Raw genomic sequence first — 17,747 nt, 5'->3', positions numbered from 1 at the left:
CCAGGTGCTGCTCGGTGCCGGCGGTCATGCGGCGACCCCACTCTCGGCCGGGACGCGCGCCTGCTCCAGGTGCGCGCCGGTGTGCGCGGTCAGTTCCCAGTTGCGTTTGCCGGTGTACTCACGCCAGACCGCGCGCAGCGCCGCCACGGCGAGCACCAGCGCGTACGGGAAGGCGCCGAGGATCAGCCGGGCGTAGTGGTGCCAGCGGGTGCGCAGGCCGTACTGCAGGCCGAAGTCGCGCAGGCCGACGGTCTGGAAGACCAGGTTGGCGGCCATCGGGATGACCGGCACGAAGGTGATCAGCGCGACGAGGACCGGCAGCCGCGCCCAGATCGCGATGGCGATGCCGATCGGGATGACGATGCCGGAGAACGCCTGCAGGAACGGCTGGGTGAGCGTGTAGCGGGCCAGCATCCGCTGGCCGAACTCCGGCAGCCGGCGCCACTCGCCCTTGCGGTACACCTGCAGGAAGCCCTGGTTCCACCGGGTGCGCTGCTTGAGCAGCGAGGTCAGCGTGCCCGGGGTCTCCTCCTTGGTGACGATCGCGGAGTCGTAGGCCACGACCACCTTGGCGCCCCGGCTGCTCAGCCGCACCCCCAGGTCGCAGTCCTCGGCCAGGCAGGTGCCGTCCCAGCCGTTGGCCGCGCGCAGCACGTCGGTGCGGACGAAGACGGTGTTGCCGCCGAGCGGGATGAACCCCTTGCGGGCGTGCAGGTGCAGCCGGCTGCGGAACCAGAAGAAGTACTCCAGGCAGTTGTGCAGGCTGTACCAGCTGGAGTGGAAGTTGATCAGCTGCACGCCGCCCTGCACCACGTCGGCGTCGGTGGACCGGAACGCGTGGTCCACGTGCTCCAGCAGCTGCGGGTGCACCTGGTCCTCGGCGTCGAAGACCCCGACCACGTCCCCGCGGCAGTACGGCAGCGCGGTGTTGAGCGCCCGCGGCTTGTTCTTCTGCTCGTTGGTGTCGGTCACCACCAGGATCCGCCCGGGCGCGGTGGCGGCCACCCGGTGCGCCACCGCCGCGGTCTCCGGGTCGTCGTGCCCGACGATCACGATGATCTCGAAACCCTCGTGGGTGGACTCGAGCAGGCGCTGGACCGTGTGCTCCAGCACCGCCTGCTCGTGCCGCGCCGGGACGAGCAGCGAGAACGTCAGCCGATGCTCACCGTCCGGCGCGGCGAACCGGGTCGACGCGAGCGTCTCCGGCGTGCGCCACGCATGCATCGTCCACCACAAAGTGACCGCGGCGAACGCCGCGAGCACCAACGAAACCACAATCATCACGGCGGCAGCCAAAGCCGTTGCCTTTCAGAATTGAGGTGGGCCCCACCCCCACCAGCGGGCAAACAATAGCCCAATGCACCGCCGTGGTTTCAAGTCGCCTGACCGTTTGTTTACAGCGATCTCCGGGCCGTTCTCGGAAATGCCGAACGCCGGAAACACGGACTTAATGAAAGGCGGCGCAATCTGATGATCGCGCCGTTGATGCCCCGGCCCGATCGGGCCTGGCGGGATACGCTCGGTTATCGGCCGAATCGGGCCCGGCACCCGTCGCGCGGCGACATCCGGTGATCTCGGAAAGACGAAGGTACTACACGCCCCGACCGAACGGGCGACGGGGGTGGGCCGGTTCCCCGTGCTTGGAGATCAACTTCGCCGGGCGGAATGGGAGCGATCCCATGAATCGGCGCCGATCCGGACGCGGCGCGCCGGGTCGGGGCAAGTGGGCGGCCGGGTCGCCGCAGGGGCCCGCGAGCCGGCCCGCCGGGAATTGTCGAATGCCAGGCAGGAACGGGTGCCGGCGGTTCCGGTCCCACCATTCGGACGGCACCGCGGCGGGTGCCGCCCGGCGTCCGGATGACGTTTGACGACGCAAATGTTTCGGCGGGAAGTCCATCGCAACCCGTCATTACCGGTGCCACCCGGTAATGGCATGATCACGAAACGCCCGCACGGCAATTCAAGGCGCCGCGACCGCGCGCGGAACGCCGCCGAATAGTGAGCGGGCCCACAATGAGCCGGTCAATGGGCGGCGGCGCGCGCGGTATTCGTGCTGATCGCCGCGATGATCCGGGGCCAGAGCGGGCGGGGCAGGTCGTGTCCCATGCCGTCGAGCACGACCAGCTCGGCGCCGGGCACGGCCGCCGCGGTCGCCTCACCCCCGCTGAGCGTGATGAGCGGGTCGGCCGCGCCGTGCACGACCACAGTGGGCACGGTCACCTCGCGCAGCGCGGCGGTGCGGTCCGGCGAGGCGATGATGGCGGCGTACTGCCGCAGCGTGCCCAGCGGGTGGTAGCGGCGGTCGTACTTCTCCTCCGCCCGGCGCACCAGCTCCTCCTCCGGCGCCGGGAAGCCGGGCGAGCCGACGAGCCGGGCCGTCGCCACCGCGGCGGCGACGGCCGACGCCCGGTCCGGCGCCGGCGGCCGGATCAGCACGGCCGCGGCCTCGGGCGTCGGCCGGCCCACCGAGCGCCCGGTCGTCGACATGATGGAGCAGAGGCTGGCCACCCGGTCCGGGTGGTCGACGGTGAACTGCTGGGCGATCATGCCGCCCATGGACGCGCCGACGACGTGCACCCGCGCCAGCCCCAGCGCGTCCAGCAGCCCGGCGATGTCGGCCGCCAGGTCCGCGAGCAGGTACGGCACGGTCGACCGGTCACCGGCCACGATCGCCGCGACGTCGGGCACGCCCCACTCGGGCCGGATCGTGGACAGGCCCGCGTCCCGGTTGTCGAACCGGATCACGAAGAAGCCCCGGGCGGCCAGCTGCTCGCAGAACTCCTGCGGCCAGTCGATGAGCTGCGCGCCCAGCCCCATCACCAGCAGCAGCGCGGGATCGGCCGGGTCGCCGAGGGTCTCGTAGGACAGCCGGAGGCCGTTGGCCTGCACGTCGGGCACGGTGCATCCTCTCGTCGTCGGCACCGGGCGGGTGGACCCGGGCACTGACGATGATGGATGACCGGGGCCGGCGCGGCTACCCGACCAGCGCGCTGGGCACGCCGGCGAAGTCCGGCTCGGCCACCGGCCGGCCGAAGTGGTAGCCCTGCGCGAAACGGTAACCGAGGCGGTGCAGCTCGGCGGCCTGTTCGGCGGTCTCCACGCCCTCGGCCACGGCGCTGAGGCCGAGGCCGTCGGCGACCTGGATGAGGGCGGTGGCGATGACCGCGTGCCGGCCGGCCCGGGTGATCGAGTCCACGAAGCTCTTGTCGACCTTGAGGGTGTCGACCGGGATGGTCTGCAGCAGGCCCAGCGAGGAGTGGCCGGTGCCGAAGTCGTCCAGCGCGATCCGCACGCCGAGGCGGTGCAGCTCGTGGACGGTCTGCACGCTCTGCCCGCCGCCGAACACCGCGGTCTCGGTGACCTCGACGATGAGCCGGCCGGCGGGCAGGCCGGTGTCCGCGAGCACGTCGGTGACCAGCGCGGCGAAACCGGGTTCGGCCAGCTGCCGGGCGGAGACGTTGACGCTGACCCGGGCGGGCGCGTCCGCGCCGTAGCGGTGCCGCCAGGCGACGGCCTGGGCGCAGGCGGTGTGCAGGATCCAGGCACCGAGCTCGACGATGAGGCCGTTCTGCTCCGCGACGGGGATGAACTCGGCGGGGCTGATCAGGCCGCGGTCGGGGTGGTGCCAGCGGATCAGCGCCTCGACCGAGACGATCCGGGCGTCGGGCAGCGCGACGATGGGCTGGTAGACCAGCCGGAACTGCCCGGTGTCCAGGGCGGTGCGGATCTCCGCGCCGAGCCGGGCCTGCTCGCCGGCGCGTTCGTCGAGCTCGACGGTGTAGCGGCGGGTCCGGCTGCCGCCGCCGGCCTTGGCGGCGTACATCGCGATGTCGGCGCGGCGCAGCAGCTCCTCCGGGTCGTCCGTGCGGCCCGCGCCCGCGACACCGACCCCGGCGCCGACCAGCAGCTGGTGCTCGCCCGCCTGGATCGGGATCCGCAGGGCCGCGCAGATCCGCGCCACCATCGCGTCGCCGGCGGCGTCCGTGGCGTCCGGCACCAGCACCGCGAACTCGTCGCCGCCCATCCGGGCCGCCAGGTCGCCCGGGCCCAGCCCGGCCACCAGCCGGCCGGCCACGGCGACCAGGAGCCGGTCGCCGACGGTGTGCCCGAGGCGGTCGTTCACCGCCTTGAAGCCGGTCAGGTCCAGCATCAGCACCTGCGGCGACCCCGCCGCCAGCGCCGCACGCACCCGCTGCTCGAACAGCCGGCGGTTGGCCAGCCCGGTCAGCTCGTCGTGCATGGCCAGCACCTCGAGCTGCTCCGCCTGGGCCTGCACCTGGGCCACGAAGCCCGACATCCGCGCCAGCACGAGCAGGAACAGCAGCACCGCGCCGAGCCCGATGGCCAGCCAGCTCACCGGCCGGTCCCCGGCGCCACCCTGGACGAACAGCACCGCGGGGACCACCAGCGTCGAGCAGGTCAGCACGGCGAGCCGGCCCCGGCCGAAGCGCTGCGAGACCTCGCGGGCCGGCGGCGCGCTCACCGAGGGGTGCAGGGCCGCGCCGGCCCAGTAGACGTACGCGACCAGGAACCCCACGTAGGCGACGTCGGCCGAGGCGAGCATGACCGCCGGGAACAGCGTGTAGATGACGTTGGACACCAGCGTGAGCACGCTGCCGACGATGAGCAGCCAGGCGCTGGGCGTCGGCCGGGCGGTCCGGGTCGCCAGCCGGGCCACCACCGCGATCATCAGCACGCTGGCCGTCGGGTAACCCACGGTGACCAGTCGGGCCGGCAGCGGCACCGCCGCGTCACCCAGGATCGGGCCGATCACGAAGATCCAGTAGACCAGGCCGAGCCCGGCGGCGATGATCGCCGTGTCGACCAGCGCCGCCAGCCGGCGCTGGCGCCGGTCGCGGGCGAGCCCGTACAGACCGGCGATCAGCGGCGGGTAGGCGCTCAGGTAGAAGGCGTCGGACCAGGACGGGAACGGCATCTCGGCGACCATCAGGCCGGTCACCGAGTACGCGACGTCGCCGAGCACCCAGAGCACCTGGCTCACGATGATCAGGCGCCAGCACCGGGCCCCGGCGGGACGGTTGCGGCGCACCCCGATGATCATCACCAGCACCGCCGCGAGCCCCACCGCCCAGGACCAGACCGCCTGGCCGGCGTCCGACGGCACCAGCGGGTACGCCAGGCACGCGAGGGTGCCCAGCCCCATCCAGAGCGACCATCCCCGGCCGGCGCGTCCCGTCACTCCCGGTCAATCGGTCGGCACGCGGGGGACCTGAGGTTCCCGGGCGGGCCCGGCCGGCGGGCGCGCGATAGTGTGCCCCTCGGCGTGTCGCGAAGCGTGGGGAGAAGGCCTTGTCGAGTCAGCCCTTGCGCCCGGGCGACCCGGAACACCTCGGCGGGTACGTGCTGGAGAGCCGGCTCGGTGCCGGCGGCATGGGCACGGTGTTCCTGGGGCGCACCCCGCAGGGCCGCCCGGTCGCGGTCAAGGTGGTCCGCGCCGAGTACATCCGCGACGAGGAGTTCCTCGGCCGCTTCCGCAGCGAGGTCAACCGGGCCCGGCAGGTGCCGCCGTTCTGCACCGCCGAGGTGCTCGACGCCGACCTGGACCACGAGCCGCCGTACCTGGTGGTCGAGTACGTCGACGGGCCGACGCTGACCGACGTGGTGCGCGAACGCGGCCCGCTCTCCCCCGCCGCCCTGCACAGTGCGGCGGTCGGCATCGCCACGGCGCTCACCGCGATCCACGGCGCCGGGGTGATCCACCGCGACCTCAAGCCGGGCAACGTGCTCTTCGCGCTGGGCGGGCTCAAGGTGATCGACTTCGGCATCGCCCGGCCGCTGGAGGCGACCAGCCAGCACACCCGTACCGATCAGATGGTCGGCACCGTCGCCTACATGGCGCCGGAACGCTTCGACGAGCAGCCCGCCGCGCGGGTCAGCCCGGCGGCGGACATCTTCGCGTGGGGCGCGGTGGTCGTGTTCGCGGCCACCGGGCGGACGCCGTTCCAGGGCGACTCGGCGCCGGCCACCGCGATGCGCATCCTGACCCAGCAGCCGGACCTGACCGGGGTGCCGGCGCGGCTGAGCGGGATCGTCGCCCGGGCGCTGGCCAAGGACCCGGCGGACCGGCCGACCGCCCGCGAGCTGCTCGACCTGCTCCTCGCCGACGGGGCCGCGGCGGGGCTACCCGTCGCCGGGCAACCACCCACCGGACCACTCTCCGGGCGGCCGATCCCCGGGCAAGCGCCGATCGGACAAGCGCCGATCGGACAAGCATCGGCCGGACAAGCGCCGGCCGGACAAGCGCCGGCCGGACAAGCGCCGGCCGGACAAGCGCCGGCCGGACAAGCGCCGGCCGGACAGGCGGTGGGCCGGCAGCACGGCGGGCCGCCGCCCCGGCCGGCCGTTGCCGGTGCGTCTTCCTCCGGTTCCGCTCCCGTGCCGGTCCGGCAGGGCGAGGTGGCGGTGCCGCCCGACGACCGTTTCGTGGCGGCACCCCGGCCGCGCCGGCGGCTGCGGGTCTTCCTCGCCGCCCTGGTCGTGCTCGGTATCCTCGCCGGCGGTGGCTGGGCCCTCGCCCGCAACGCCGGCCTCGATCAAGGCGGTGACACCGGGCAGGCGCCCGGCCCGGACGCCGGCGCGGCGAGCGGCACCGCGTCGTCGAGGCCCGGTGCGGCGCCGAGTCCGGTGCAGACCGGCACGCCCGCCATCCTGGCCGGCGACCGGCGCACGCTGATCCACTTCGTGGAGATCGACCGGGATCTCGCCATGCCGTTCCCCGACGAGGTGGTGGCCTCCGACGGCACCGGCAAGGACGCGCTGTTCGCGCTGGTGCCCACCGGGGTGGACCACATGATCCAGTCGGTGCAGCCGACCGACGGCGAGCCGCCGTGCCTCGGGGTCAAGGTGATCCCGGGCGGGTCCGCCAAGCTGGTCGCCACGGAGTGCGCCGCCACCAAGGCCACGCTCTTCTCCGTCGACGGCACCGGCGACAAGGACGACAAGGGCCGGCCCACCTACACCATCTACAACGACGCCCACGGCTTCGTGCAGTGGTGGGAGGAGAAGTCCGAGGTCTACGTCGAGCACACCGGCGACGCCGCGCCCGACGACACGTTCAGCTTCGTCGACCGCGGGCCGGTCTGACCGCGGCCGGACCGGTCAGGCCGACTCGCGGACCACCAGGTCGGTCGGCAGGATCACCGCCGAGTGCTCCTGGCCGTCGATGTGGGCCAGCAGCAGCCGGACCATCTCGGCGCTCTGCCGGGCCCACGGCTGGCGGATCGTGGTCAGCGGCGGGGTGCTCGTGGTGGCGATCCGGTTGTCGTCGAAGCCGCCGACCGCCACGTCCCGCGGCACCTGCTTGCCGGCCCGCTGCAGCGTGGTGATCGCGCCGGCCGCCATCAGGTCGGAGCAGACGAACACCGCGTCCAGGTCCGGCGCCTGCTCCAGCAGCCGGGCCATCGCCGCCTCGCCCGAGGCCCGGGTGTAGTCGCCGGTGGCGATCAGCTCCGGGTCGCCGTGCCCGACGATCTCCCGGTAGCCGGCCAGCCGGTCGACGCCGCCGGGGGTGTCCAGCGGGCCGGTGATGATGGCGATCCGCCGGCGCCCGGTCGCGCGCAGGTATTCGGTCATCTGCCGGGCGCCGTCGCGGTCGTCGGAGGCCACGTAGGTGACGTCGCGCTCCTGGCCCAGCGGCCGGCCGCAGACCACGAACGGCAGCCCGCGCTCCTTCAGGTCGGCGATCAGCGGGCTGCCCAGGTGGTTGGAGATCAGCAGCGCGCCGTCGACGTGCCCGGCGGTGACCCAGCGGCCGATCCGCTGCCGGTCCTCACTGGTGGCCGCCACGGTCAGCAGCAGGGTGATGTCGTGCTCGGCCAGCACCTGGGTGCAGCCGCGCAGCAGGTTGTTGAAGTTCGGATCCTCGAAGAGCCGGTCCTGCGGCTCGGAGAGGATGAACGCCACCGAGCCGGCCCGCTGGGTGACCAGGCTGCGGGCGTGCTGGTTGACCACGTACCCGGTCTTGCTGATCGCCCGCTCGACCGCCGCCAGCGCCTGCCGGCTGACGTTGTGCCCGCCGTTGAGCACCCGGGAGACCGTGCCGCGGGAGACGCCGGCCACCGCCGCGACGTCGTCCATGGTCGGGCGGGAGCGGAGGCGGCTGGGCTCGGTCACGGTCACATTCTCCCGCCCGGCCGCACCCCCGCGCAGCCGGGTGCACATCCCGCGGCGCGGATCATCAGCCCTTCACCGCCCCGGAGACCAGGTCCAGCCGCCAGTACCGTTGCAGCGTCAGGAACAGCGCGATCAGCGGCACGATGGAGAGCAGCACCCCGGTGATCACCACGCTGTAGAGCGCGGGCAGGGTCTGGCCCTGGTTCAGCAAGGTGAACAGGCCCACGGTGACCGGGAACTTGTTGTCGTCGGAGAGCATCACGAAGGGCAGCAGGAAGTTGTTCCAGATCGCCACGAACTGGAACAGGAAGACCGTGACCAGCCCGGGCAGCATCATCGGCAGCGCGACCCGGCCGAAGATCCGGAACTCGGACGCGCCGTCGGTGCGCGCGGCCTCGACCACGGTGTCCGGCACGGCCGCGGCCGCGTAGATCCGGGCCAGATAGATCCCGTACGGGCTGAGGATGTTCGGCAGCAGCACCGCCCAGTAGGTGTCGGTCAGGCCCACCTTGGCCAGCAGCAGGTACTGCGGGATGGCCAGCGTCACTCCGGGCACCAGCACGCCGGCGAGCAGCACGTTGAAGATGACGTTGCGCCCGGCGAACCGGAACTTGGCGAGGGTGTAGCCGGACAACCCGGACACGAACGCCGACAGCAGCCCGCCGACGCCCGCGTACAGCAGCGTGTTGAGCATCCACTTCCAGTAGATGCCGCCGCTGTAGGAGGACAGCTCGGCCACGTTGGCGAAGAAGTCGCCGCCCGGGGCGAAGGTGAAGGTGGTGAACAGCGACGACCCGCTCTTGGTCGACGCCGCGACCACCCACGCCACCGGCAGCAGGCAGTACACCGCGCCGATCAGCAGCACGGCGGTGGGCAGCCAGGCGGCCCGGGGCCGGGACCGGCGGTGCGGCTGCCGGCCCCGGCGGTCGTCCACCGGGGCCTCGGTGGCCAGCGCTGTCATCGGTTCTCCCCACCGAAGGCCTGCCGCTGCACCAGCCGCAGGAAGCCGAACGAGACCACGAGCGTGACCCCGGCGATCAGCACCGAGCTGGCGGCGGCCGAGTAGAGGTCGTTCTGCGCGAACGCGTCGCGGTAGATCTTCATGAGCGGGGTCCACGTCGACGAGATGGAGTTGGTCAGCGAGCGGACGGTCAGCGGCTCGGTGAAGACCTGGAGGGTGGCGATCAGCGAGAAGACCGTCGTCATGATCAGCGAGGGCAGCAGCAGCGGGATCTTGATCCGCACGGCGAGCTGGAACTCGGTGCAGCCGTCCAGCCGGGCCGACTCGTAGATCTCGTCCGGGATGGCCCGCAGCGAGGTGAACAGCACGATCATGTTGAAGCCGACGCCGCCCCAGACCGCGATGTTGACGATGGCGAAGAACACCGAGCCGCCGGAGAGCGGGTCCGGGGCGGGCAGCCCCAGCCAGCCGGCCAGGTCGGTGAACGGGCTCACCGCCGGCAGGTACAGGAAGCCCCAGAGCATGCTGGCGATCAGCGCCGGCACCGCGTACGGCAGGAAGATCGCCAGGCGCGAGAAGCGCGCCAGCCGGACCCGCGGCCGGTCCAGCAGCAGCGCGAACAGCAGCGCCAGGCCCAGCATGATCGGCAGCAGGGTGAGGCCGTAGGCCAGCACCCGGCCGGCGCTGCCCCACAGCTCGGGGTCGGTCAGCGCGGTGCGGTAGTTGGCCGTCCCGGCGAAGATCTCGGTACGCGAGTTGCGGCCCAGCCCGAGCCCGCTGACCCTGACCCGGCGCAGGCTCAGGTAGACGGCGTACCCGACGGGCAGCAGCAGGAAGAGCGTGAAGAGCACGATGGCCGGAGCGAGGAAGAGGTACGGCACCCCGCGGGATGCCGCACCTCGCCGCGACCGGCCGGTGACGGCCGATGACATGACGGGTCCTCTCAGCTCGCGACCTTGAAGCCGTTCTTCTGCATGTCGGCCACGGTGGCCGCCTGCATGGTGTCGACGGCGCCCGCGAACGGCGTCTTGGCGGTGATCGCCTTGGCGAACGCGTCCTTGTAGGTGTCGTAGGCGACGTTGACGTTCGGCCCCCAGACGAAACCGGACGCGGTCTCCGCGATCGCCTTGGCCGAGGTGTAGAAGTCCGGCTGCCCGGCGAAGAAGGCCGGCGGCTGCTGGAGCAGCGGGCTGGACTGCGCGTCCCGGGCGGCCGGGTAGATCGCGCTCTCCTTGATGAGCAGCTCGGTGGCGGCCGGGTCGCTGTTCATCCAGGCGGCGAACTTGACCGCGGCGGCCTTGTTCTTGCTGCCCTCGGTGACGCCGGTGGAGGAGCCGCCCCAGCTGCCGGTCTTGTTCTCCCCGGCGGCCCACTGCGGCATCGGCGCCATCGCCCACTTGCCCTTGGTGTCGGGCGCGTTGCCCTCCAGCACGCCGGGCGCCCAGATCGCGCTCGGCCAGGCGATCAGGGTGCCGTCGTTGAGCGCCTTGTTCCAGGCCGGGGTGTACATCGGCTGGTCGTCGATGGCGCCCTCGGCGACCAGGCCGCCCCAGTAGTCGGCGACCTTCTTGGTGGCGGCGTCGTTGACGCTGACCTTCCAGGTGTCGCCGTTGATGCCCCACCAGGAGGCGCCGGCCTGCTGTGCCAGGCCGGTGAACCAGCCCGGGTCGTTGGCCGAGAACGTGCTCAGGTACTTCTTCGGCGCCTTCTGCCGGACGGTACGGGCGGTCTGCGCGAACTCGTCCCAGGTCTTCGGCACGGTCAGCCCGAGCTTGTCGAACTCGTCGGTGCGGTAGTAGAACATCATCGGCCCGGAGTCCTGCGGGATCGCGTACACCGCGTCGGTGCCCAGGGTGACCTGCTGCCAGACACCCTCGGCGAACTTGTCCTTGACCGGCGCCGCCTCCTTTGCGATGTCCGCCAGCACGTCGTTGCTCACCAGGGTGGGCAGCGACTGGTACTCGACCTGGGCCAGGTCCGGCGGGTTGCCCGCCTTGGCCGCGGTCAGCAGCTTGGTGACGATGTCGCCGCCGCCGGCCTGCTTGCTGAGCGTCACGTGGATGTCGGGGTTCGCGGCGTTCCAGGCGGCGACCGTCTTGTCGATGTTCGGCGCCCAGGCCCAGAACGAAAGCTCCACCTTGCCGCCGGGCTGCGCGGGCTGGTCGGCGTCGCCGGAGTCGCCGGTGCAGGCGGCGCTCAGGCCGGCGGCCAGCAGCACCGCGAGCAGCGTGGCGCCGAACTTGGCTCTCATGGTCGTTCACCTTTCCTCGGGTGGCTGTGAGCGCTCACAGCCTTAACCCATAGACCCACAGTGTCAAGAGTCACCATTGTGTTAACTCTGCAGGTGAAGGGTGTGCAATCATGCCTGTGCACGGTTGGGAGCGCTCACAGATCGGAGCCGTACATGGACCAGATTGCCTACGGCGGGGACTACAACCCCGAGCAGTGGCCGGAGGAGGTCTGGACCACCGACGTGGCCTTGATGCGCGAGGCCGGGGTCAACCTGGTGAGCGTCGGCATCTTCGCGTGGGCGATGCTCGAGCCGGCGCCCGGCGAGTACGAGTTCGGCTGGCTCGACCGCAACCTCGATCTGCTGCACGCCGCCGGCATCGCGGTCGACCTGGCCACCCCGACCGCCGCCCCGCCGCCGTGGTTCCTGCGGCGCCACCCGGAGGCCGCCCCGATCACCCGGGACGGCGTGCGGCTCGGCGGCGGCGCCCGGCAGTCGTTCTGCCCCAGCTCACCGGCGTACGCCGCGGCGTCGGCGGGGATCACCGAGCAGCTCGCCCGGCGCTACGCCGGCCACCCGGCGCTGGTGCTCTGGCACTCCCACAACGAGTACGGCGGCGTCAACGCGTTCTGCTACTGCGCGACCTCGGGGGCGGCCTTCCGCAACTGGCTGCGCGACCGCTACGGCGACCTGGGCAAGCTCAACGAGGCCTGGGGCAGCACGTTCTGGAGCCACCGGTTCGGCGACTGGGACGAGATCGAGCCGCCGATCGCCGCGCCGACCACCGTCAACCCGGCCCAGGAGCTGGACTTCTTCCGGTTCTCCTCGGACGCGCACCTGGCCAACTTCCGCCGCGAGCGCGACATCCTGCACCGGCTCGCCCCGGGCGTCCCGGTCACCACCAACTTCATGCTGGCCAACTGCAAGAACATCGACTACTGGAAGTGGTCGACCGAGGTCGACGTGGTCTCCAACGACCACTACCTGCAGGCCGAGCGCGCCGACAACCACATCGAGCTGGCCATGTGCGCCGACCTGACCCGGTCGGTGGCGCACGGCCGGCCCTGGCTGCTGATGGAGCACTCCACCAACGCGGTCAACTGGCAGCCGCGCAACCTGGCCAAGGGGCCGGGCGAGATGCGCCGCAACAGCATGCAGCACCTGGCCCGCGGCGCCGACGGCATCCTGTTCTTCCAGTGGCGGGCCTCGCGGTTCGGCGCGGAGAAGTTCCACTCGGCGATGCTGCCGCACGGCGGCACCGGCACCCGCACCTGGCGCGAGGTGGTCGAGCTGGGCGCCGAGCTGGGCGGGCTGGCCGAGCTGCGGGACAGCCGGGTCACCGCCGAGGTCGCGCTGCTCTGGGACTGGGAGTCGTGGTGGGGCCTCGAGCTGCCCTGGCGGCCGTCGCAGGACCTGAGCTTCCGGGACCGGCAGGAGGCGTTCTACGAGCCGCTGTGGCGCGCCCACCGGACGGTCGACTTCGCCCACCCGGAGGCGGCGCTGGGGGCGTACCCGCTGGTGGTGGCGCCGAGCAGCTATCTGCTGACGCCGGGGGCCGCGGACAACCTGCGGCGCTACGTGGCGGGGGGCGGGACGTTGCTGGTGTCGTACTTCTCCGGGATCGTCGACGCGCACGACGCCGTCCACCCGGGCGGCTACCCGGGTGCGCTGCGCGACCTGCTCGGCCTGGTCGTCGAGGAGTTCGAGCCGCTGGCGGCCGGCCGCACGATCGGCCTCGACGACGGCCGGACCGCCGACACCTGGGCGGAACGCCTGGAGCTGCGCGGCGCGACGGCGCTCGCCCGGTACGCCGACGGGCCCGCGGCCGGGCTGCCCGCGATCACCCGGCACGGGTACGGCGCGGGGCAGGCTTTCTACGTCTCCACCCGGCTGACCCCCGGGGGCACGGCGGCGCTGCTGGCCGAGGTCTCGGCGGCCGCCGGCCTCGCCGCCACCGACCTGCCGGCGGACGTCGAGGTCGTCCGGCGGCGCTCCGGCACCGCGGAGTACCTGATCGCGATCAACCACGGGCAGCACACCGCCGTCGTGCCCGGCGCCGGTGTCGAGCTGCTGACCGGGGACCCGGTGGCCGGCGGCCTCCCGGTACCCGCCGGAAGCGTCCGCGTCCTGCGATGCGGCAGTTGACAGTCCTTCCCTCCCGAGGAGCTCCCATGCTTCGCACCCCCCTCGTCCTGACCACCGTCGCCGCGATACTCGTCGCGGCGGCACCCGCCCACGCCGCCCCCGCCGGCGAGGTGCACAATCCCGGCTTCGAGTCCGGCCTGACCGGCTGGTCGCAGAGCGGCACCCCCGGCGCCGGCTTCGTCGAGGCCGGCGGCTTCACCGGTGAGCACCGGCTGACGCACTACGCCGGCACCGCGTACCGGATCACCACCCGGCAGCCGGTCACCGGGCTCAAACGCGGCACCCACACGCTCAGCCTGCGGGTGCGCTCCGACAGCAACGCCTCGGTGGGTCTCGAGCACTGCGGCTCGGCGGCGCAGCACGCCGCGGTGCCGCGGACCGGGCCCGAATGGGTGCGGCTCGCGGTGACCGTCCGGGTGACCGGTGGGCGCTGCACGATCGTGCTGCGCTCCGACGCCGCCGCCGGGCAGTGGACCAACTTCGACGACGTCACGTTCGGGCCGTCGGACTCCGCACCGGGCACCCCGCTGGCGATCACCGGCGCGGACGTCTCGCACGTGAGCAAGAACGAGGACCACGGCGCGGTGTACCGCACCGCCGCGGGCCAGCGCCGCGACCCGTTCCGGCTGCTGGCCGACAACAACGTCAACACCATCCGTCTCAAGGTGTGGGTGAACCCGGCCGACGGCTACAACAACCTGGCGGACGTGCTCGGCAAGGCCCGCCGGGCCAAGGCGGCCGGCCAGCAGCTGCTGATCGACTTCCACTACTCCGACGCCTGGGCCGACCCGGGCAAGCAGAACAAGCCGGCGGCGTGGGCCGCGCTCGGCTTCGAGCAGCTCAAGCAGGCGGTCTACGACCACACCTACCGGGTGCTGCACGAGCTGCGGGCGCAGGGCACGCCGGCGGCGATGGCCCAGGTGGGCAACGAGATCAACGGCGGGATGCTCTGGCCGGACGGCCGCTGGGACAACTGGGACGGGCTGGCGGCGCTGCTCACCGCGGGCAGCACCGCGGTCACCGCGGCGTCGCCCGGCACCAAGGTCGTGCTGCACCTGGCCGAGGGCGGCAACAACGGCGGCCACCGCTGGTGGTTCGACCAGGCGACGGCCCGCAACGTGCCGTTCGACGTGATCGCGGTGTCGCACTACGTCTACTGGCACGGCTCGCTGGGCGCGCTCCAGGCCAACCTGCTGGACCTGTCCACCCGCTACGGCAAGCCGGTGATGGTGACGGAGACCGCGTACGGCTTCACCACCGCGGAGAACGACCACGAGACGAACATCTTCACCGCGGCGCTGGCCGAGGCCGGCGGCTACCCGGCCACGCCGCGCGGGCAGTCCGACGCGCTGCGCGACATCCTGACCGTGGTCGCCGGGGTGCCGGACGCGCTCGGCGTCTTCTACTGGGAGCCGACGTGGACGGCGGTGGACGGCGCGGGCTGGGACCCGGCCGACCCGTCCTCCGGTGACGGCTGGGAGAACCAGGCGCTGTTCGACTACCGCGGGCGCGCCCTGCCGGCCCTGTCGGTGTTCCGCCGGTTCTGACCCGGGTCATCGGCTGTAACGGCGGTCCAGGGCGGGGTTGTAGGCGTCCAGGGCCTCGTCGTAGGGAGCCGCGGCTGCCGCCGCCCGGGCGGTCGCGGCCCCGAGCCCGGCCCAGCGCTGCAGGGCGGCGGTCGCGGTGGCCGCTTCCGCGGGCGCCAGCACGCCGATGGTCGCGCCGTGGTTGGCGCCCGCGGCCACGTAGGACAGTGAGTCGCGGGTGCCCGGGCCCAGCCGGAAGGGTTCGGCGCCCCACGGGTCGTTGCCGCCGTACACGAAGAGCAGTTGACCTGCCGAGAGCTTGACCCACAGGTCGATGTCGGCCATCGCCAGTGGCCGGAAGCGCGGGCGCAGCTCGGCCGGCAGGTACGACTCGGCCCGGTCCTGGCCCCGGTAGCGCTGCAGCTTCGCCAGGTGCGGCAGCTTGATCACCGGGTAGCCCAGCTGGGTGGCCGCCTGGAAGTAGTACGGCACATAGGCGGTGATGCCCTGGTCGGTGTTGGAGTCGAGCCCGTAGACCGCGTCCAGCCAGCCGAAGATCTCCTCGTCGCCGGCGTCCGCGGCGGGCACCGAGGAGCACTGGCTCACCCCGCTGTACTGCCAGAACGCCCAGGTCGTGCCGTTGACCATGAACTCGAACGCGCGGTCCGCCGAGCGCGTGACGGTGAACGTGCGGGCGTTCGCGGTGGCCCACTCCTGATAGCGCGCGACCAGGGCCGTGCGCCGCCGCAGGGCCTGGACCTGCACCTCGTCGAGCGCGGCCCGGCAGGCCGGGTCGCCACCCACGGTGGTGAAGAACCGGTCGTACGCCGAGTCCTCGACGTTCACCACGTCCTGCGGCGCCACGTAGGCGACCGTGCCGGCCACGTCTCCGGGGTAGAACCGGCGGTGGTAGACCGAGGTCATGCCGCCCTTGCTGGCGCCGGTGGAGATCCACTTCGCGGGGTACAGCGGGGCCAGCGCGCGCACGATGCGGTGGTGGTCGGTGGCCGCCTGCCAGATGGTCAGGTCGGACCAGTCGGCGGGTGCGGGCCGCGACGGGGTGAAGAAGCGCTGCTCCACCGAGAGCTGGTTGCCGTCGATGAGCCGGGTGGGCTCGGCGCGGAAGATCGAGCCGGGCACGCCGTACCCGGTGGTGTGCAGGACCGTGGGCCGGTCCGTGCCGCGGTGCAGCAGCGTCATCCGCTGCTGGAAGGTCCCGGCGGCAGGCCGCCGGTGATCGGCGGCCTGGGTGATGGTCAGCACGAAGAACCGGTACGGCGCGGGCGCGGCCCGCTCCTCGACCACGGTCAACCCGGGGATCGCCCGCAGCCGCTCCAGGATGTCCTCGCCGGCGGCCGCGGCCGGGCCCGCCACCACCGCGGGCGCCACCAGGATCACCAGTGCCGTCAGTGCCGTCCACAAGCGCTTCACGCCGTCCCCCGCCGCCGTCGCCGATCCATCGACGCCCGACCATATCGTGTCTTGCCCGGCGGGTGCAGAATGACCATGCCGGAAATCCGGCGCCAGCTCAGGAGGCCGACCGATGCCCGACGGCACGCTGCCCGGTGCGGCGGTCCGCGCCTTCGTCGAGGCGCTCAGCGCCCACGAACGCGCGCACATCGGCGCGGAGGTGCTGGAGGGCATCCGGGCCGGCGGCTACGCGCTGGCGAACCCGTTCGACGCGGTCGACGCCGGGATCCGCCGCACGCTGGCGGTCAGTCGGGTCGACGTGCCGGCCGGGACCCAGGTCGGCGAGTTCCCGCACCGCTCGCTGCACGCCCGGGCGCACACCTTCGCCGGCGGCACGCTGATCCTGCTCGACACCGGGCTGCGGCCGCTGCTGGACCGGATGGCCGGCACCCTGGTCGCCTCCCAGCTGACCTCCTCGCGCGACGCACAGGGCGCGGCCCGCTACCAGGCCGCGCTGCTCCAGCAGCGGCAGCAGCGCGCGGAGACCGACGACGCCTTCGCCGCGGCGGTGGCCGGCTACCTGCGCCGCGAGCCCGCGGCGGCGGACCCGCAGAACACCTTCGGCTTCTTCATGGCCCGCTCGGCGGAACGCTTCGTCCTGGGCCACGAGTACGGCCACCTGCTCGCCGGCCACCGGCACACCCCGCCGGACGGCGACCCGCGCAACGCCCGTCGCGAGTACGAGGCCGACGAGCTCGCCGCGATGCTGATCCTGCGCGGCATCGACGACGGCGCCGAGTTCCGCTGGCGGGCGCTGGCGGTCGCCGGGCCGTTCCTGTTCCTGGCGGTCGAGCAGCTGGTGAACCGGGTCCGCGGCGCGGCCGACGGCACTCACCCGCCGCCGGAGGAACGCACCGCGCTGCTGCGGCGCGTCTTCGAGCAGGCCGGGGCGCGCGGCCTGCTGCACTTCGCGGAAGCGTGGGTCAGCTCCCTGCTGCTGCGGGAGGCGACCATCGTGGACCGGGCCCGCGGCTCAGGCCCGCAGCTGCGGCCCGGGCAGGGTGAGGTCGGCCGGTGACAGCCGGTCGGCCGCGGTGAACTGCTCGCTCGTGCGCGCCCCGACCACCGGCGAGATGACCGCCGGCCGAGGCCTTGCGCTCCTCGCCGATCGCCACCAGCACCTCGACGGTGTCGTCGAGCCGTTCCCGGTCGTGCACCGGCGGCCGGGCCGGGACGCTCAGGCCGGTCGTGCACCGGCGGCCGGGCCGGGACGCTCAGGCCGGTCGTGCACCGGCGGCCGGGCCGGGACGCTCAGGCCGGTCGTGCACCGGCGGCCGGGACG

Annotated in this window: 12 protein-coding genes; 4 read left to right on the top strand and 8 right to left on the bottom strand. The window is 72.8% G+C overall.

All coding sequences use genetic code 11. From position 1 onward, the window contains the following. Positions 1 to 24: 24 nt before the first annotated feature. The 3 genes from ACIBQZ_RS41810 to ACIBQZ_RS41800 all read right to left on the bottom strand — a co-directional run bounded on the left by ACIBQZ_RS41810 (position 25) and on the right by ACIBQZ_RS41800 (position 5,164). Positions 25 to 1,281, bottom strand: a complete 1,257-nt coding sequence (locus tag ACIBQZ_RS41810) for a glycosyltransferase (RefSeq protein ID WP_396094537.1) — start codon at positions 1,279 to 1,281, stop codon at positions 25 to 27. 741 nt (positions 1,282 to 2,022) lie between these two features. Next, on the bottom strand, positions 2,023 to 2,898 hold the full coding sequence (locus tag ACIBQZ_RS41805; protein ID WP_396094514.1) for an alpha/beta fold hydrolase: 876 nt from the start codon (positions 2,896 to 2,898) through the stop codon (positions 2,023 to 2,025). Positions 2,899 to 2,974: 76 nt separating this feature from the next. Next, the gene (locus ACIBQZ_RS41800; RefSeq protein ID WP_396094513.1) at positions 2,975 to 5,164 is read right to left on the bottom strand and encodes a putative bifunctional diguanylate cyclase/phosphodiesterase; all 2,190 of its coding nucleotides are present in this window, start codon (positions 5,162 to 5,164) and stop codon (positions 2,975 to 2,977) included. A 146-nt stretch (positions 5,165 to 5,310) separates the two neighbouring features. Here ACIBQZ_RS41800 and ACIBQZ_RS41795 point away from each other — a divergent pair, with 146 nt between their 5' ends. Beyond that, on the top strand, positions 5,311 to 7,104 hold the full coding sequence (locus tag ACIBQZ_RS41795) for a serine/threonine protein kinase (RefSeq protein ID WP_396094512.1): 1,794 nt from the start codon (positions 5,311 to 5,313) through the stop codon (positions 7,102 to 7,104). 15 nt (positions 7,105 to 7,119) lie between these two features. On the opposite strand, the gene ACIBQZ_RS41790 is transcribed toward ACIBQZ_RS41795, so the two are convergent. From ACIBQZ_RS41790 to ACIBQZ_RS41775, 4 genes are read right to left on the bottom strand one after another with little or no spacing between them, the layout of a single operon-like run. Then, the gene (locus ACIBQZ_RS41790; RefSeq protein ID WP_396094511.1) at positions 7,120 to 8,181 is read right to left on the bottom strand and encodes a LacI family DNA-binding transcriptional regulator; all 1,062 of its coding nucleotides are present in this window, start codon (positions 8,179 to 8,181) and stop codon (positions 7,120 to 7,122) included. Positions 8,182 to 8,197: 16 nt separating this feature from the next. Continuing rightward, positions 8,198 to 9,094 carry a carbohydrate ABC transporter permease gene (locus ACIBQZ_RS41785; RefSeq protein ID WP_396094510.1) on the bottom strand — a complete coding sequence of 299 codons (897 nt, stop codon included), beginning with the start codon at positions 9,092 to 9,094 and terminating at the stop codon, positions 8,198 to 8,200. Further along, positions 9,091 to 10,026, bottom strand: coding sequence for a carbohydrate ABC transporter permease (locus tag ACIBQZ_RS41780; protein WP_396094509.1), 936 nt, complete (start codon positions 10,024 to 10,026; stop codon positions 9,091 to 9,093). Before ACIBQZ_RS41780 ends, ACIBQZ_RS41785 begins: the two co-directional genes overlap by 4 nt. Before the next feature lie 11 nt (positions 10,027 to 10,037). Next, complete coding sequence (locus ACIBQZ_RS41775; protein ID WP_396094508.1) at positions 10,038 to 11,345, bottom strand: ABC transporter substrate-binding protein; 1,308 nt, start codon at positions 11,343 to 11,345, stop codon at positions 10,038 to 10,040. Positions 11,346 to 11,498: 153 nt separating this feature from the next. Here ACIBQZ_RS41775 and ACIBQZ_RS41770 point away from each other — a divergent pair, with 153 nt between their 5' ends. Together ACIBQZ_RS41770 and ACIBQZ_RS41765 are read left to right on the top strand one after the other, a co-directional pair. Further along, complete coding sequence (locus ACIBQZ_RS41770; protein WP_396094507.1) at positions 11,499 to 13,469, top strand: beta-galactosidase; 1,971 nt, start codon at positions 11,499 to 11,501, stop codon at positions 13,467 to 13,469. A 26-nt stretch (positions 13,470 to 13,495) separates the two neighbouring features. After that, on the top strand, positions 13,496 to 15,016 hold the full coding sequence (locus ACIBQZ_RS41765; protein ID WP_396094506.1) for an arabinogalactan endo-beta-1,4-galactanase: 1,521 nt from the start codon (positions 13,496 to 13,498) through the stop codon (positions 15,014 to 15,016). 6 nt (positions 15,017 to 15,022) lie between these two features. Here the strand turns inward: ACIBQZ_RS41765 and ACIBQZ_RS41760 are convergent, their stop codons facing one another. Continuing rightward, positions 15,023 to 16,426, bottom strand: a complete 1,404-nt coding sequence (locus tag ACIBQZ_RS41760) for a S28 family serine protease (RefSeq protein WP_396094505.1) — start codon at positions 16,424 to 16,426, stop codon at positions 15,023 to 15,025. Between the two features lie 112 nt (positions 16,427 to 16,538). On the opposite strand from ACIBQZ_RS41760, the gene ACIBQZ_RS41755 reads away from it, so the two are divergent. Next, a complete protein-coding gene (locus tag ACIBQZ_RS41755) occupies positions 16,539 to 17,483 on the top strand; it encodes a hypothetical protein (protein ID WP_396094504.1) in 945 nt (314 codons plus the stop codon). The last annotated feature ends 264 nt before the right edge of the window (positions 17,484 to 17,747 follow it).

It is taken from the genome of Actinoplanes sp. NPDC049599, from assembly GCF_044465625.1.
Classification (GTDB): Bacteria; Actinomycetota; Actinomycetes; order Mycobacteriales; family Micromonosporaceae; genus Actinoplanes.
The sequence above is the reverse complement of the archived record's forward strand: the minus strand, read 5'-3'. Positions and strand labels throughout refer to the sequence as shown.

Bases quoted from the DNA above. Each gene is read 5' to 3' on its own strand.
- ACIBQZ_RS41810 (WP_396094537.1), bottom strand. From the start codon at position 1,281: ATGATTGTGGTTTCGTTGGTGCTCGCGGCGTTCGCCGCGGTCACTTTG.
- ACIBQZ_RS41800 (WP_396094513.1), bottom strand. From the start codon at position 5,164: ATGGGGCTGGGCACCCTCGCGTGCCTGGCGTACCCGCTGGTGCCGTCG.
- ACIBQZ_RS41790 (WP_396094511.1), bottom strand. From the start codon at position 8,181: ATGTGCACCCGGCTGCGCGGGGGTGCGGCCGGGCGGGAGAATGTGACC.
- ACIBQZ_RS41785 (WP_396094510.1), bottom strand. From the start codon at position 9,094: ATGACAGCGCTGGCCACCGAGGCCCCGGTGGACGACCGCCGGGGCCGG.
- ACIBQZ_RS41780 (WP_396094509.1), bottom strand. From the start codon at position 10,026: ATGTCATCGGCCGTCACCGGCCGGTCGCGGCGAGGTGCGGCATCCCGC.
- ACIBQZ_RS41775 (WP_396094508.1), bottom strand. From the start codon at position 11,345: ATGAGAGCCAAGTTCGGCGCCACGCTGCTCGCGGTGCTGCTGGCCGCC.
- ACIBQZ_RS41770 (WP_396094507.1), top strand. From the start codon at position 11,499: ATGGACCAGATTGCCTACGGCGGGGACTACAACCCCGAGCAGTGGCCG.
- ACIBQZ_RS41765 (WP_396094506.1), top strand. From the start codon at position 13,496: ATGCTTCGCACCCCCCTCGTCCTGACCACCGTCGCCGCGATACTCGTC.
- ACIBQZ_RS41755 (WP_396094504.1), top strand. From the start codon at position 16,539: ATGCCCGACGGCACGCTGCCCGGTGCGGCGGTCCGCGCCTTCGTCGAG.